General features: G+C 48.5%; 12 protein-coding genes. 6 read left to right on the plus strand and 6 right to left on the minus strand.

Annotated features, from left to right (window positions below; translation table 11 throughout):
* Position 1 precedes the first annotated feature (1 nt).
* On the plus strand, positions 2-412 hold the full coding sequence (locus tag Pan54_RS01290) for an amidohydrolase (RefSeq protein ID WP_242631187.1): 411 nt from the start codon (positions 2-4) through the stop codon (positions 410-412).
* 272 nt (positions 413-684) lie between these two features.
* Here the strand turns inward: Pan54_RS01290 and Pan54_RS01295 are convergent, their stop codons facing one another.
* The 4 genes from Pan54_RS01295 to Pan54_RS01315 form a co-directional block, all read right to left on the minus strand.
* Positions 685-2,322: a hypothetical protein gene (locus Pan54_RS01295; RefSeq protein WP_146501720.1), complete on the minus strand. Its 1,638-nt coding sequence runs from the start codon at positions 2,320-2,322 to the stop codon at positions 685-687.
* Between the two features lie 732 nt (positions 2,323-3,054).
* On the minus strand, positions 3,055-3,462 hold the full coding sequence (locus Pan54_RS01305) for a response regulator transcription factor (protein WP_146501721.1): 408 nt from the start codon (positions 3,460-3,462) through the stop codon (positions 3,055-3,057).
* Between the two features lie 243 nt (positions 3,463-3,705).
* Positions 3,706-4,725 (minus strand): sigma-70 family RNA polymerase sigma factor, encoded by a 1,020-nt coding sequence (locus tag Pan54_RS01310; protein ID WP_146501723.1) that lies wholly within the window; start codon positions 4,723-4,725, stop codon positions 3,706-3,708.
* A gap of 142 nt (positions 4,726-4,867) precedes the next feature.
* Positions 4,868-5,350, minus strand: a complete 483-nt coding sequence (locus tag Pan54_RS01315; protein ID WP_146501725.1) for a fasciclin domain-containing protein — start codon at positions 5,348-5,350, stop codon at positions 4,868-4,870.
* 282 nt (positions 5,351-5,632) lie between these two features.
* On the opposite strand from Pan54_RS01315, the gene Pan54_RS01320 reads away from it, so the two are divergent.
* The 3 genes from Pan54_RS01320 to polX all read left to right on the plus strand — a co-directional run bounded on the left by Pan54_RS01320 (position 5,633) and on the right by polX (position 9,895).
* A complete protein-coding gene (locus Pan54_RS01320) occupies positions 5,633-6,505 on the plus strand; it encodes a MerR family transcriptional regulator (RefSeq protein WP_261343162.1) in 873 nt (290 codons plus the stop codon).
* Positions 6,506-6,642: 137 nt separating this feature from the next.
* Entirely contained in the window at positions 6,643-7,995 is a 1,353-nt protein-coding gene (locus tag Pan54_RS01325) for a sulfatase family protein (protein ID WP_165441517.1), read from the plus strand.
* A 151-nt stretch (positions 7,996-8,146) separates the two neighbouring features.
* Entirely contained in the window at positions 8,147-9,895 is a 1,749-nt protein-coding gene (gene polX / locus Pan54_RS01330) for a DNA polymerase/3'-5' exonuclease PolX (RefSeq protein WP_146501731.1), read from the plus strand.
* A gap of 116 nt (positions 9,896-10,011) precedes the next feature.
* On the opposite strand, the gene Pan54_RS01335 is transcribed toward polX, so the two are convergent.
* Entirely contained in the window at positions 10,012-11,325 is a 1,314-nt protein-coding gene (locus Pan54_RS01335; RefSeq protein ID WP_146501733.1) for a leucine-rich repeat domain-containing protein, read from the minus strand.
* Positions 11,326-11,640: 315 nt separating this feature from the next.
* On the opposite strand from Pan54_RS01335, the gene Pan54_RS01340 reads away from it, so the two are divergent.
* Positions 11,641-12,957, plus strand: a complete 1,317-nt coding sequence (locus Pan54_RS01340; RefSeq protein ID WP_146501735.1) for a Gfo/Idh/MocA family oxidoreductase — start codon at positions 11,641-11,643, stop codon at positions 12,955-12,957.
* A 67-nt stretch (positions 12,958-13,024) separates the two neighbouring features.
* On the opposite strand, the gene Pan54_RS01345 is transcribed toward Pan54_RS01340, so the two are convergent.
* A complete protein-coding gene (locus Pan54_RS01345; protein ID WP_146501737.1) occupies positions 13,025-14,566 on the minus strand; it encodes a hypothetical protein in 1,542 nt (513 codons plus the stop codon).
* 522 nt (positions 14,567-15,088) lie between these two features.
* Here Pan54_RS01345 and Pan54_RS01350 point away from each other — a divergent pair.
* Positions 15,089-15,814, plus strand: coding sequence for a GntR family transcriptional regulator (locus Pan54_RS01350; protein WP_165441518.1), 726 nt, complete (start codon positions 15,089-15,091; stop codon positions 15,812-15,814).
* The last annotated feature ends 189 nt before the right edge of the window (positions 15,815-16,003 follow it).

A 16,003-nucleotide genomic window follows, 5' to 3' on the forward strand; every position in this document is an offset into this window, starting at 1 on the left:
CGTGAATTCAGAATCCAATACCCAGCCAGAGAATTCGAATTCCACTAATGAGGAATTGAATCAACTCGTCACTTCCAGTCAGAAAGTGATGGCTCATGCGTGGATGGTACGGACTTTCATCAAGCATTCTGATGAAGTGGAAGATTTTCCAGAACTGATGGGTATTGTTCGCAGCGTGTTCGACACCTCACGAGCTTTAGAAACTCGTGTCGATAATCCTGCTGGTTACTTCAAGATGCTTAGCAAGAAAATCGGCAAACTGGAAGCAGCAACCCGTCAATTCGCCATCGACGCCCCGGAAGCGTCAACACATACGAACTTTCAGCAAGCGGTGATTTCCGTGCAGACATGTTGTGAATCTTTGCGAGAGATTCTGAATCAGAGTCATGTATTTTTGAAGAAATCTGTGTAATTTATATTTTTCCTGTTCCCCAGGGGAACTTGGGGAAAGAAAACAATCTCAACCCGAAGCGTGAGCGAGGGGACGGCGTTCAATCTACAACTGAGTTAAACGCATTCCTAAACCACCTGTATGTATTCGCAAAAGAAAATCCGTCGCCCTTTAAAATTAATAGGCAATCAATCAATACAAATCGCGCCGTCCCCTCGCTCACGCTTCGGGTTATGATTTTCATGTAACGTGTGTTGACTCTCTCGCTTTCGCTTCGTGCTTGTCGGCTTACTCTACCGAATGGCATCGATTGTAATTACTCGGGCGGTCGGGCGTGAGAGGTCGATGAGGAGTGGTTCTCGTGAGATTTGTTCGGTTGTATTTCCAGCCGCATCGAAAGCAACCATGCGCAGGTACATTCGAGTGGGGGCGTGATCGGGCAATTCGAAACTGAATGTGCCCGTGTTCTGGATGCCGCCGTCTACCTGCTGCCAGGGACCGTTCACGTTGGCGGAGTAGTACAACGACACCGGCTTTTCGGCTGGGAAATCGTCGTGCAGACGCCACTGAACGGTCAATTGATTGATATGCGGGCCGTGTCCCTGATAACTTTTCAACAACTGCAGTTGAGGCGGATGGGAATCGACAAAGACATCAATTTGTGGTTTTTGTCGCGGTTGTGGAGGTGGTTCGGCATTGCCGACGCCGCTGTGAATTCGGAAGTGAAAACCGTAGCGTCCATCTTTGGGAACGGAAACTTCCATCGGACTTTTCAAATCGGCATCCACTCCATACCGCCACCACTGCTGACCATTGTCCTGTGTGATAAACAACTCCACGGCTCCAACTCCGGAAGGACCGACGCCAGCAACCTGATAATCGATATGAAATTGATGGCCGTTGACATGACGGGATCGCACACCTTCGATCTTATTGATGGGAGCAGGGATTATCGCCTGGTATGGATATGTTTCGGGCATTGAATAAGTCGATTGCTGAGGAACTGCTTCAAATGCAGGAGTCTGCATCGGTGCAGTCAGCATCGGAACAGAACTGATTTGTGGCTCGACCGATGGTGATGGAAACGATGGCAATGTTGGTGCCTGAGGTTTTTCGCCGACTTTGACCTGCTTCGGAATAATCAGAGGCATGGCATCATTGGCCACGCTTTCCGGGTTCGGCTTATCAACAGGTTGTAACACAGGCAACGAGAGTTCTTCATGCGGTTCACTGATATTTTCAATGTTGCTGACCGGTTTTGACTTCTTCTGAATCGGTTTTGGCTCTACAGGAAGTTCTCCCAGGACCACGAGGTTCTGTGTAACGTTCCCAGCAGTATCAAAAACCTGGCCCCGAACTTCTGGCAATTGACCGGGCTGAATTTTCCATGCCGTTTGACCCGACATGGCTTTGGCAATGTAGACCATCTTCCAGTCGTCGGCAGAAGTATTGCGAAATTCAAGGATCAATGTTTCGACATCGGCATGAGCATCTTTTATCTTCCAGGAAAGGCCAACGCGGCCTCCCGATTCGCGAGTCAATTGAAGTTGAAGTTCCGGGTTTTGTCGATCGACGACAACCTTCAACCCGGGTGGACTTTTCTTGGGGTCGGGATGCAGGCGTCTTCCGGAATCTCGAATCGAGACCGAAAACCAGTATTCACCTTCGCCAGTCGGTTCAAATTGAAATTCCTGATGATCGATCGGTTGAGTGGCCGCTTCGTTCCAACTGCGACCTTCATCCACCGAAACGAACAGCACCACTTCGCGGGCCTGCAAGCGGGAGAGGAGTTCCTGATCGTATCGGAACGGAATGGTGAACTCATCACGAGCCGTAATGATTGTCGCAGGTTCAGCGGCCCGACTGCTCGACAATGGAAATGCTCCACTGCAGAGTGTGCAGACTATCATAAAAATTGAGAACCGTCTCATTACTGCCCCCTGGCGAGTTCAGGTATCGGATCTGTCCCAATTGAACAGCGATACCAACTTCCGCGACTGCCCCGATCCATCGAAATGCAGATTCCCCTCAACGTGCCAACTGCAACTTAAGTCTCCATTGTAATTTCTCACAATAGCTGTCCTGACAATAAGTTACGACAATTTATCTATAACGGAGAGCCGCTGGCGATTACTCAGAATTCCCTCTGAGATCGCCAGAATAGCTTCTTCCACGCGGTAATAAATCGCGCACGTATCGACTGTATCGGTTATTCGGGATATGCAGCTTGAAACGAATCCGGGGAGGCAAGAGCGGAAAGTCAAATGAGCTGGGTGCCATGTTTGCATCGTGCAGCATGGCAAGCCTAAAGTGACCTTCGAGGATTTGTGATGAAGGTGCAGGGCAGGCTGCGCCCACAATAATCAAGGCGGCACGCACGTTTCGTCAGGCAGTGCGCCTGACCTGTAACGATCTGAACTGGAAACAAGAATTATCCAATCGTCAATTTTTTCAGTGGATGCCCCGCATTGATGGTTGGCCGTTCGGGGCGACCTTTGTGGCATAATTCGAGTTGCATGTGATGCCGTCCGAGCAAGAGAGTCAGGTTGCGTGCAGGACGTGGATGTGCATTTTGTCTTTGATGGCATGCAATCCGACTTCATCAGTGGCACACGTCAAAAGACAATAACATCAACTGAAGATTGCTCAGTAATATCTGAGAATCAGCTTTTTTTCGTGCGTCGTTTCAGTGGCGGACTCGGTTCCACATCTTTGAGCACATTGGCAATTGTGTCCAAGAACAGGTCCATCGCGAATGGTTTTCGGAGATAAGCCGCCACGCCCAGCATTTCTGCATAGGCTTTATGCCGCCCGCCTTCATTGGCGGTCACCATGATAACTTTCGGAGGATTGTCGAGTGTTTTCAGGAACTCGAGGACTGGGAATCCCCCCATGCGGGGCATCATCATATCGGTCACGACGAGATCCGGCTTTTCGCTCGTGATCGCTTTTTGACCATCCATCCCGTTGTTGCAAGCTGTCACACGATAGCCAGCATTGTTCAGGACAGCCTGCAATGTGGTGGAAATTTCTCGATCATCTTCAATCAGCACAATATGCTTGGCAGTCATGAATCATCCGTTCTCTCGGGGCGGAATGTGTTCCGCAAAGTGCAGGTGGGGCTCTATCGAGCATTATTTTGGGAATTGAAGACATGGAACACCATCTGGATTCCAAATGTCGATATCAGTTATACCATAAAAACAATGCCAGAGACAGTAAATTCATGGTTAGGGCTGAACTTGAATAAGTCAATAAAAAAAGTCCGGCAGCCAGATAAGCTGTCAGACTTCATGAAAAAGAGATAGCAGAGCTTAACGCATCGCAACTTCCAGGAGATCGTCAATGACTAAAGTTTCCTGCATATTTCTTAACTTGAGCAACGCCCGTTTTTCCAACTGACGGACACGTTCGTTACAAACACCTAGCTTTTCAGCCAATTGTTTGTAGGTGGGAGCTTTTCCGAGGCCGTCAAATGAATACCTCTGACGAATGATCCATTGTTCGCGTTCATCGAGTTGGGTCACCATGTCACTCAATTGATTGGAGAGTGTGCTCCAGGATTGTTCCGGCAGAATGGAATCTCCAGTTTTGTCGGATTCTGAGTTTAACTCGAATGACTCCACGCTGAGCATTTTTTTACGCAGCCTTTTAGTGAAACGATACATACTTCTGGAGATCGAGTAATACCCATAGGTGCTGAAGCGATAACCCCGTCCGATGTCGAATTTTTCGACGGCCTGCATCAGAGCCATCACTCCATCACTGAAAAGATCATCGAAAGACATTAGAGGGGTAACAAATTTTCTCGTGATTGACATGACCAATCGCAAATTAGAGCGGATAATTAGATCCCTGATTGAAATCGCCTTATTCAGTTTTGCCTGAGCCTCAAGGATGAGTTTCCGATCTGGATTTTCAGGATCGATTTTTGACCGAAGCTGGTTAAAGCGAAACTTGAGATAGTTCATCTGACTAAAAAAGCAAGCTTCGTTTTCAGGTGTCAATAAAGGTGCCTGCCCCATGCAAGAAGACATTTCCAGCGATGAGGAGTCGTCATTCGGACGAATCTCCATCTCTAAATTCCGTAAATATGTGTCAAATTCATTGTTTTCAAATTCTTTGGCAGCATTTTTTTGCTGATAACGGCGGTCAGAAATATATTCTATTTCCTGCCCGAGTAGGGCCGTTGCGAGTTCTGACAATCTTTTTCTAGTGAGTCGTTTATTCCGATCCAGTGCAATGCTGTTTATCGATTGAGATTGTACCAATTGCGGACCGCTTGTTGCTTCACTCGTCAATTCATTATTTTTTACATCCGGGGACTGATTCATAACATGACTCCAAGACTGCCAATAAGAGAGTGAAGTAAAATAAAATATTCTCGTTCTTGAAAAAATCTGACTCGGTCAGGGATATGTCAAATCCCTGACCCAATCAGCTAAATCGATAGGCTGAAATTCAAGCTGATCCCGATTATGGGAGAAGAACTGTATCGATCACATGAATGACACCGTTGCTGGTCACAATGTCTGCCTTGATAACAGTGGCATTGTTGATTTTCACTCCATCGTGAGCATCAATTTTCACTGCGCTCCCGTTAAGAGTTTTGGCCTTTTTCAATTTCACGACATCTTTGGCCATCACTTTGCCTGCAACGACATGGTATTTCAGAATACTGATCAATTTGTCTTTATTTTCAGGCTTGAGCAGGCTTTCGACAGTTCCCTCTGGTAAAGCTGCAAAAGCTGCATCAGTTGGTGCGAAAACAGTCAATGGACCTTCGCTTTTGAGTGCTTCCACTAGACCAGCTGCCTGGACTGCTGCCACTAATGTGTTGAAGTCATCTGCTGCGACTGCGGTGTCGACAATATCTGCCTTCTTGTCGCAAGCTGCGACTGGTGCAATTGCGGTCGAGAGCAGAGCAAGTCCAGCTACAAATACATGTGAAAATTTCATCGTTCATCTCCGTTTGTGGTTTGTGGTACAGAATGAATGTGGGGCTCAAGATTTTGCAAAACCTAAAAAACGTTCAAAACGTTCATTTAATAATATACGGCTTGTTTTATTACGCAAGGTGATTTGAAGACAAAATTTCATAAATATTCAATATTTAACAGTCATGCCATCGGACTAGGGTGGTAAAGGTGCTATCGTTTAACATATTAGAGGGTTAAAAAACGACCAAAACGTTAACTTACTAAGCAACCCAAGACTTCTGTAAACAGTCTCGAACATATGATGTTAAGTCCAAAACAAATCGCTGAAGCCTTACAGGTGAGCGAATCTTCCGTCAAACGCTGGTGTGATAGCGGTCGACTCAAGACACAATACACGTCTGGAGGGCACCGTCGTGTCGGCACAAAATCACTGCTCCAGTTCCTCAGGGACAGCAACAAGACATTGGTTCATCCTGAATTGCTTGGATTGCCTGCTTTTCCTGCCGATGAAAATGCTGATCCTGAAAAACTCTCAGAACAGCTCTGCGAGGCATTGCTTAATCTTGACGAAACTCGCAGCAGGCAGATCATTTCTGAGCTTTATTTATCCGGCTTGAGCGTTTTGCAAATTATGGAAACGATAATTGTCCCGGCATTGCATCTGATAGGTGATCGTTGGCAGTGCGGTGATGTTCAGATTTTTCAGGAGCGTCGTGGCTGTGAGATTGTCACAATCCTGATCCATGACCTTCGTCGTATGATTGATGAGCCCCCGGCTGAGGCTCCGCAGGCGATTGGCGGGGCAGTCTCGGGCGATCCCTATAAAATTCCTTCACTGGTTATTGAAACCGTGCTCAAAGAAATCGGCTGGAATGCGACCTCATTGGGAGAAAACTTGCCGCTGGAAACCTTTGCTTCTGCCATCGATGCTTTGAACCCCACAATGTTGTGGCTCAGCCTCTCTTATCTTCGAGACGTCAACCAGTTTCTCCAGGAGTATCAGACGTTCTATCAAAAATATGGTGATCGAGTCGCTATCATCATTGGCGGTCGAGCAGCAACGCCAGAGCTGTTAAAACAAATGAAATTCTTTTCGTACTGTGAATCGGCAGAGCGTCTGGTTGAACTCTGCCAGACCTGGTCCACGATCCAGCAGCCTCATCAAACTTCCTGAATCCATCGACTTTTCAAACTCATTGCGAACCGATAGAGTCAATTCAATAACAGAAGCTGAATTCTGCAAGTAGTTACTCCTGCTTCGCCATCCCTATTCCGCTCTGATGAATGAGATTCTTTTCGGGAGATCTTCCAATGAGTTTGAGACTAAACTTCTGTGGTGGTTTTCTACTTGCCTTGTGTGCTTGCAGTTGCCCCGTGTTACTCGCCGCCGAGCGGCCCAACATTTTAATGATTTTCACGGATGATCAGGGTTATCACGATGTCGGCTGTTACGGCAGTGAAATCTCGACTCCCAACATCGATCGTCTGGCAGCAGAAGGCTTGAAGTTGACTGAGTTTTATGCCGCCAGCAGCATTTGTACGCCTTCCCGATTTGGTTTATTGACCGGCCAGTTTGCTCATCGTTCACAGGATCATCTGCTCGGGGCTTTGATGTTCCTTTCTGATAGGGATGCCGAGCGTGGCATTCATTCTCAGGAAGTCACCTATGTTTCTCGACTGGCCGATGCGGGATACCAAACGGCTTTGGTCGGGAAATGGCATCTGGGACATGGATCGAAAATTTTCTGGCCGACAAAACATGGCTTCGATTCGTTCTTTGGCCACACGGGAGGGTGCGTCGATTTCTTTACGCTGAACTATGGCAATCAGCCGGACTGGTATCGAGGTGAAGAACTGGTTGATATCGAGGGCTACGCGACAGATGTCATCACCGCGGAAGCGGTTCGAGTTCTTAATGCCCATGCCGGAAGCGAAAGGCCTTTGTATCTGCATATCGCATACAATGCTCCTCATTTTGGGAAGGGGTATGATCTACAGGCAAATTCGACCGTCAATGTGATGCAACCGAAGCCTGATGATCTGGCAAAAGTTGCTGAAATTGAAGATCCTCTACGACGAAGTTTTGCCGCGAAAGTAGTCGGTATGGACGAAGGAATCGGTCGCATCCTGCAGAGGCTCGATGATTTGAAAATGACGAAGAATACGCTTGTCATTTTCATGACGGATCACGGTGGTGATCCCGATTATGGGGGGAGTAACATTCCGCTTCGAGGTGGAAAAGCGACGCTGTATGAGGGAGGCTTGAAGGTTCCCTGCCTGATTCGCTGGCCAGGCGAAATCGAACCGGGTAGCGTATCGGATGACGTGACCTGTGCCGTCGATTTCTATCCCACACTACTGGAAATCGCAGGAAGTGATCTCGGAAAACAGCAGCTGGATGGAATCTCGCTGGTTCCAGTATTTAAGGGCGGGCAACTTCCTGCTCGCCCTCCTCTAGTTTTTGTAACGGGAGCACATCAGGAACTCAGCCGCAAATCATGGCAAGCGGTTCGAGATGGAAAATGGAAATGGGTTCAACCACCGGGAAAACAGGGACAGCTCTATAATTTAGAAACAGATCCCAATGAAAAATACGACGTTGCGGACAAGTACCCTCAAATTGCCGAGCGACTGAACATCCTTGTCCAGCAGCAAATTCAATAACGCCGTAGTGCTCTGTCGAGCTCTAAATGTCATCCTCAATTTGCTATTCCGCAGGCAGTTTGCCTGCTCCTCCATTTTGAATAGAGATGATGTTGAGAGATGTTGGGCCTACAATTTTAGAGTGTCCAGATTTCGCTGACAGTGAAAAAATATGAACAACGCAAAAATTGCCGATCAGTTCGATCAACTGGCTGATTTACTGGAGTTGGAAGGTGCGAATGCATTTCGTGTGCGTGCTTATCGAAATGCTTCCCGCACAATTGAAGGCTTGTCGGAATCGCTCGCTTCGATTGTCGAAGATGATCCCGCCCAACTGCAGGAATTGCAGGGAATTGGGAAGGATCTCGCGGAAAAAATTGAAGCCATTCTTTCAACTGGCGAACTGAGACAGCTCGAAGAGCTGAAAGCGAAAATTCCAGCTGATGTCGTACGGATGTTGCGAATTCCTGGCATCGGTCCTAAGAAAGTGGCCACACTGTACCATGATTTGAAAATCACCTCTCTCGAACTTCTAAAACATGCGGCTGAGGAAGGCAAGATCTCCGAACTCAAAGGCTTCGGCAAAAAGACCGAGCAGATCATTCTCGAAGGCCTGGAACAACTCGAACAGGCGGGTGTGAGGATGTATCTGGCCGATGCAAAACCGTTTGTCGATGCCATTGCCGATCAGCTGAGAAAGCTCAAGTCGGTCGATCAGGTTTCGGTTGCCGGGAGTGTTCGAAGACTCAAGGAAACGGTCGGCGATCTCGACATGCTTGCGACAGCAGACGATCCCACCGAAGCGATGGACTACCTGGCCAATCATCCCCTGACAGAAAACGTTATCGCTCGCGGAGAAACCAAACAACGTGTTCGCTTTCAACCACTCTCCCCCTGCATGACACCGGATGGAAATCGTATTTCACTCGAAATGGATTTGCGGGTTGTGCCCAAAGAAAGTTTTGGAGCCGCCCTGCAGTATTTTACGGGCTCGAAAGAACACAATATTGTAACACGTCGACTTGCTAAAGAACGCGATCTCAAACTGAATGAGTATGGATTGTTTCATGGAGAAGACCCTAAAGCCGCAGCGACTGAGGAGGAAGTCTACGAGGCGCTCGATCTGCCCTGGATTCCACCGGAGTTGAGGGAGAATCGACGCGAATTCATAGCCGCTGAAAATGGAAGGATTCCTGACCTGCTCGAAGTCAGCGACATCCGTGGCGACCTGCACATGCACACGACCGCGACTGATGGGACCGCGACCATCGAACAAATGATCGAAGGGGCTCGCGAACGTGGCCACAAATATATTGCGATCACCGATCACTCCAAACGAGTGACGATGGCGAACGGACTCGATGCGGATCGCTTACGGGCGCACTGGGAGGAGATTCGGAAAATCCGTGAACACTATTCCGACATCGAAGTCTACTGCGGGATTGAATGCGACATTCTGGAAGATGCGACGCTGGATTTGCCGGATGATGTTTTAGCCGAGGCGGACTGGGTCATTGCCGTTCTTCATTACGGACTCAAACAACCTCGCGAACAGATTACAAAGCGTCTGTTGACTGCAATTGAAAATCCGCATGTGCATATGCTCGGTCATTTATCGGGACGTTTGATCGGCAAGCGACCGGGAGCGGATGTCGATTACGAGACGATCTTTCAAGCCGCAGCCGATCATGGCGTGATGCTGGAACTCAATGCACATCCCTCTCGGCTCGATCTGGATGATATTCGAGCAGCTCAGGCTAAAGAGATGGGAATTCCAATAGTCATCAATACCGATGCCCACTCGACTGCCGGCTTCGACTTGATGCAGTGGGGAGTCTATCAGGCCCGCCGAGCTGGACTGACCAAAAAAGATGTCGCCAACACCAGAACCGCAAAGCAGTTCCTCAAGATGCTACGCTGAAATCGTACTCAAAATCATCTGCCACATCTATTTCATAGTGGTTTAGATCAGTGAGGCCAAATTGAAATCGAGGGGATTCCGTTTTCTTAGAGCCCCCCTCAAGTCATCTTCAATCATTAATAAGCCTGAACCTGCAGACCAGGAATTGCGGCTTTGATCGCTTCTATTCCTTCATCGGTGACTTGCGTATTGCCGAGGTTGAGTGTTTTGAGTTTCTTCAATCCGTGCAGATCTTTGAGCCCTTCGTCGGTCACGCCGGTCAGTTTGAGATTGAGAGACTGCAGATTTTCCAGAGGTTTGAGATGCTGCAGGGCGGCATCCTGGATTTGCGTGTCCTGCAGATTCAATTCTGTCAGTGTTGTCATCCCACTGATGCTGGCGAGACCTTCATTAGTAATTCTTGTGAACCAGAGTTCGAGGACTCGGAGTTTTTTGAGAGAATTCAAATGAGCCAGTCCAGCATCGCCGATGAAAGTTTCGTTGAGATCGAGAACTTCGAGGTTGCTCAATGTGCCAATATGTTCGCAGCCAGCATCGCTGATGACGGTATCGCGAATGAGCAGAGTCTTGATCGACTGCATTCCGGCGAGATGCCCAAATCCTTCATCGCCCACGTTGTCGCGACGCAAATGGAGCGTGTCCAGTTTTTTCAACTTGCCGACGGGTTCGAGAGCCGCATCGTCAATGGAAGTGTCATCCAGTTCCAGTCCCTGTAATTCAGGATTCTGAGTCAGAGCGATCGCCCCTTCATTGGAAACAACAGTCAGGTTTAAGTTGACGCGGCGAAGAGTCGGAATCTCGGCCAGTGTTTTTGCACCGACATCGGTTACGTTAGTTCGTTCAAGTTTAATGGTCGAAACAGAATCGAGTTCTTTCAGGTAGGGCAGACCATCGTCTGTGATATTCGTGAATCGCAAATCGAGTTCGCGAAGTTTATCCATTCCGGAAAGATGCTTGAGACCTTCGTTGGAAATATCGGTTTGACGCAGTCGTAACGCGATCAGATTCGTCAGACCTGAAAGTTCTTTGAGGCCCGGGTCATCGAGTAATGCTTTTTCGAGGGAGAGTAATTGGAGTGTGTTGAGCGATCCAACAGTTTTCATTCCTGCATTCGTGAAGGTCGGGCCAAACAGGATTAATCGAGATAAGTCGGGTAGTCCCTTCAGGTACTCCAAATCGGCATCGCCTGCTTGTGTTCCAGAGAAATCGACAAGTGTGACATTGCCGGCTTCATTCTTATCCAACTGCGCGCCAAGCGTTTCAAGTTTAGCGACCGCTTCGGCATCGTCTGCTGCAGCAGGTGGCTCTGCCGCATTTTCAGGTTGAGACTGTTCTGAAGTTGCTGGTGGTGTCGGTGGTGCAGGTTTGCAGCCGACAATCAGAAATGGAGCGGTTAGAAGAAGTGCAACGGTTGCAAATGCGAGTTTCATATTCAGAGCTACTTTCGAGCAGAATGATGGTCTGTCAGTGTGGGTATATCCGATAGGGTCCTAAGCCAACCTTCCAGAGTAACGCACCTGAGTTCACTGTTCAAACGGGAAATCCGCTGGCAGGATCTAATTTTTTCAGTATGAGAGGTTTCAACTGAAAAATAGGAATTTCTTGAGGATTGACTTCAAAATTGATTGAGTAAATTGGTACGATAAGATCAATCAAGACTGATGGATTCTTTTGAAACGGCTGGGAAGTTCATTACGACGGACTTCCCGCTCACCCATATTCGTTTAGATGAAGATAGGAATTCTATGACTAACAACAATACGAGACGCGACTTCTTAAAGACAACTGCTGTCGCTGGCGCTGCCTACTGGGTCGCCGGTTCCCCGAGCGTTGCACTGAGTGATAGCCCGAACGAAAAGCTGAACTTCGCCTGTATTGGTGTTGAAGGAAAAGGTTCGAGCGATACCGATGAAGCTGGCCGTTATGGCAATGTTGTTGCCCTTTGCGATATTGATGAAAATCGACTCGACAAGAAAGCCCGTCGCTATCCGGATGCGAAGAAGTTTGTCGATTATCGTGAAATGCTGACCGAGATGGGAGATCAAATTGATGGCGTAACCGTCAGTACGCCCGACCACTCTCACGCCCCGGCTTCAGCCATGGCCATGAAAATGGGTAAGCACTGCTTCTGCCAGAAACCTCTGACATGGTCGGTCCATGAAGCCCGAGTCCTGCGAAAACTGGCCAATGAACATGGTGTTGCTACTCAGATGGGTAATCAGGGAACATCGGAAAATGGACTCCGCGAAGGTGTCGAAGTTGTTCAGTCGGGAGCGATTGGAACAGTCACTGATGTGCACGTCTGGACGAATCGTCCAGTCTGGCCGCAGGGAGAAGGGCGCCCCGAGGGAACTCCAGAAATTCCTAAAGGACTCCATTGGGATCTGTTCCTCGGACCTGCTCCTGAACGGCCCTACAATCCTGCTTATCTCCCATTCAAATGGCGTGGCTGGTTGGACTTCGGCACAGGAGCCCTGGGCGATATGGCCTGTCACACCGCCAACATGGCTGTGATGGCTCTCGATCTGTTCGATCCGACTTCCGTCGTTGCGGAAACGACCGGCATTGTCGAAAACGAATCTTATCCGAAATCTTCTTCGATCGTCTTCCAGTTCCCAGCGACCGACAAACGGCCAGCTGTTAAAATGCACTGGTACGATGGCGGACGTCGTCCAGATCTGGATATCCTCAAAGGGGAAGATGTGCCAAACAGTGGTTCGATTCTCATCGGAACGGAAGGAGCCATGTTCTCACCAAACGATTACGGTGCGAAATACGTACTTCTGCCTCGCGACAAGTTCAGCGACTACAAGAAGCCCGAACAGAAACTGCCTCGTTCTCCAGGACATTTCAAAGAGTACGCACTGGCCTGTGCCGGTGGCGATCCTGCGATGTCCAACTTCAACTATGCTTCCCGTCTGACCGAAACCATCCTGCTTGGCAACGCAGCCATGCGAGCTGGAACAAAAATCGAATGGGATGCCGAAGCTGGCAAAATCACAAATGTTCCTGAAGCGAACAAGTTCCTCTCTCGCGATTACCGCGAAGGCTGGACTCTGTAATAGACTTCGAGAACTGGAAATTAAAAAAGCCCTCGCTCTTCGGAACGAGGGCTTTTTGTGTTACTGATCACTCAGCCTCTGCAGCGGCTTCGGTCACCTCATCCTCAGGCACATCATTCCAGGGATACTGACTGACATTCGGCTCAAGCAATTCACCGTTTGCATCGAGTCGAAACGCGATTCTTGTGAGATGCCCCGGCTTTAGTTCAATACTAGAGCGGAACTTCGCCAATGGTTTTTCGGAAAATCCAACCTGAAAACTTTGTGGGGCCAATCCTTCGACAATTGCCATTCCCTGATTGCTGAGTGTTTTGGTATAGCCGTAAGGGCCACCAAAAGTGATCGGACCGTAACTGAAGTGCCAGTCTTTGACAGGTTGACCGTCGGCATCAGTTAAGGTAACGAGCATCGTCGAAAGCTCATGCCATTTCGGACGCAGCAGCATCACTTCTCCTAACGCTCCAACTTCTTCTTCAGGAGGTGGGAGTTCGATGATCGCTGGCAGATGATAAGGAGACGCAATTTTCAAACTGCCGGCAGCGCGACTGAAATAGGTAAAACCGGAAAACTGGCCGGGATAGATTTCATGATAGGTTCCATCTGCTGTTGAACTATCCCCCGGGTAAATTCGATGGAAAGTTTTGCTGTTCTTATTCCGAGGTGCAGCTTGAATAGGAGAGCTAGCTCCAGTGGGGGATCGATAAAACATTTTAATACTCTTTTGACCCTGCAGTGTAATTCGTTCCTCCGGCTGAGGATCTTCCAGGAAGACTCGCAGGAGTTTCGAACGTCGTGTCCCTTCACCGACACTTTGTAATGCCTCAAATGAATTACGCCAGCCAGGTGAGTCGAGTGGGTAGGGATTTAGAATATAGTTCTCATGCAACTCCAGTTTCTCAGGATCAATTAACAGACTCCTGCTGTCTTCAGGAGATAACATGACATCTCCCACATCACCCCCAGCCTGCTGCCGTCGCACAGTCAATGCCCATTTCAGTAGGGACTCAGCATCTGTTGCTACCTGATGCTCCGGGGCAGGAATGACTCCATTTTCCAGATCAACACCAACAACTCGGAATTGCAGACTTTCCTGAGGGACCCGAGCTAGTTGTTTCTGGAGTTCTTCGTCTCCCGACAGAATCAGTTTTGTGATTTCCCCTTGAGGACTCCAGGTGACATCCAGAACTGCAATCACTGTATCAAATAACGCTACAGTCTCTCCATTGACTCTTAGAACAAATATTTCAACGGCTTTAATTTTCTGGCCAGGTTCCAGGCTTTTGGTGGAAACTACGAACGGATTAACAATTGCCACAGGTTTCTGTGTCAGGATGTTCCTCTCAATATAGCGTGGAACGAAATAGTTCTTTTTCGAGAATTGCACATGTGCAGGATTAGGAGTTTCCTCCTCAGACACTGTTTCCGAATCTGGGCTCGGTTCCTTGGGGATCGTCTCACCGGATTCTCCTTCGACCTCTTCGGTTCGCGGCTCAATTGCAGGCAGTGAATCGTCGGCTGGAGTGATCTCATCTGCGTCAAGGAGCGAAGTTGCGCAAATAATTACAACCAGCAAATAGGCCCCTTGAATATTCCAGTCGATCTTCTTCATGTTTGTCTCCTGTTGTTGCCTGAGAACTTTTTGAATTTGCACAGAGATAAGAAAATTTGGCCTGAAGGTGTACAAATTAACTGTTCGTCCAGTCATCATAATATTTCGTCGATCTCTGATACACGTTCATTATGTGGAAAATGAATTAAATAAATACAGGAGTTCACGAATTAGAGAGTAATTTCTCATATTTCCACTGACGGTATCAAATTCTCACACTGCTGTTCGTCTCAATGAACGAAAAAACAATCACTTGCCAGCGTGCTGACGGCGTGTGGTTCCTCACGCCCACACCTGACCGCAATCGCGACTCCTCACGGACCAAGGTATCGAAAAATTCGCGCTGCCCGAAGTCTGGCTGTTCGTGCCCGACTCATCCGCAAACTCCTGTACGCTCCAGTAAAAAGATGGTTCCACGGGTGAAACCATCCTGATTAGGAAGTGAGCCATGCCTCTGATCATCCATAAAGAATAAATTTCGAAATGGTTGACGGTCGACCGTCGACTGATTATCGTAATCTCATGAACAAATTACGAGAAAAGACGCTGAAAAATAGCTCGACCTTTAGAAAGGTCGAAAAACAAAGCGTTACCAACGATGTCGAAGGCCAGTTGCGCGAAGCCATTCTGGACGGGCGTCTCAAACCAGACGAGTCGCTTGCAGAAGCTCAGTTGGCGACCCAGTTCGGTGTAAGTCGCGCATCGGTGCGGCAGGCCAAGTTTCAACTCGCACAAGAAGGCTTGCTTGAATTTGATTCTCGAGGCACGGCCATTGTTCGCACACTCACTCAGGCGGATGTTCAGGAAATTGTCGAGTTTCGCGAAGTACTCGATTCCGCTGCGATTCGATTGGCGTGTACGCGGTTGACCGAACATTCTGCCTCAAAACTGACTCGCTGTATTGAACAGATCGAAGCGGCACCGAACCTGTTACAGTTAACTTTGCTGGACATCGCTTTCCATGAGGAGATCGTCCGAGCCGCCGAAAATTCGAGGCTGCTTGCTGCCTGGCAGTTGCTGCGACCGCAGCTTGTCTTCTGGTTGGCGAGCATGCAGCGAATGCATGCTTCAATGATTTCTCAGACACATTCGGAAACTGCGGAGTCGCATCGTGAATTGCTCAATGCGCTTCATGCTGGCGATGCAGATCGTTGCGAGCAGCTTGCTCGTCGTCACGCCAATGGTTTGAAGAAACTGTTCGATAACATCGACACCCCGCAAGGCATCGGTCAGTTTCGTAACACATGATTGGCAATGCATGCCGGATATTTTGTAGGCACTTTCCATCTTCTTGATCCTCTTGATTGCTTTCATCGTCACTGATGTTCATGGCGTTATTCGTATGCATGGCTTTTGTCATGCTGAAATTTGGTGATGAATTGCTTGTCAATCAAAGTTTTCAGGTGCCAACACCAATAGCCGTGTGCAGTCAGCCAG

Source organism: Rubinisphaera italica, assembly GCF_007859715.1.
GTDB lineage: Bacteria > Planctomycetota > Planctomycetia > Planctomycetales > Planctomycetaceae > Rubinisphaera > Rubinisphaera italica.

Bases quoted from the DNA above. Each gene is read 5' to 3' on its own strand.
- Pan54_RS01295 (WP_146501720.1), bottom strand. From the start codon at position 2,322: ATGAGACGGTTCTCAATTTTTATGATAGTCTGCACACTCTGCAGTGGA.
- Pan54_RS01305 (WP_146501721.1), bottom strand. From the start codon at position 3,462: ATGACTGCCAAGCATATTGTGCTGATTGAAGATGATCGAGAAATTTCC.
- Pan54_RS01310 (WP_146501723.1), bottom strand. From the start codon at position 4,725: ATGAATCAGTCCCCGGATGTAAAAAATAATGAATTGACGAGTGAAGCA.
- Pan54_RS01315 (WP_146501725.1), bottom strand. From the start codon at position 5,350: ATGAAATTTTCACATGTATTTGTAGCTGGACTTGCTCTGCTCTCGACC.
- Pan54_RS01320 (WP_261343162.1), top strand. From the start codon at position 5,633: ATGTTAAGTCCAAAACAAATCGCTGAAGCCTTACAGGTGAGCGAATCT.
- Pan54_RS01325 (WP_165441517.1), top strand. From the start codon at position 6,643: ATGAGTTTGAGACTAAACTTCTGTGGTGGTTTTCTACTTGCCTTGTGT.
- polX (WP_146501731.1), top strand. From the start codon at position 8,147: ATGAACAACGCAAAAATTGCCGATCAGTTCGATCAACTGGCTGATTTA.
- Pan54_RS01335 (WP_146501733.1), bottom strand. From the start codon at position 11,325: ATGAAACTCGCATTTGCAACCGTTGCACTTCTTCTAACCGCTCCATTT.
- Pan54_RS01340 (WP_146501735.1), top strand. From the start codon at position 11,641: ATGACTAACAACAATACGAGACGCGACTTCTTAAAGACAACTGCTGTC.
- Pan54_RS01345 (WP_146501737.1), bottom strand. From the start codon at position 14,566: ATGAAGAAGATCGACTGGAATATTCAAGGGGCCTATTTGCTGGTTGTA.
- Pan54_RS01350 (WP_165441518.1), top strand. From the start codon at position 15,089: ATGAACAAATTACGAGAAAAGACGCTGAAAAATAGCTCGACCTTTAGA.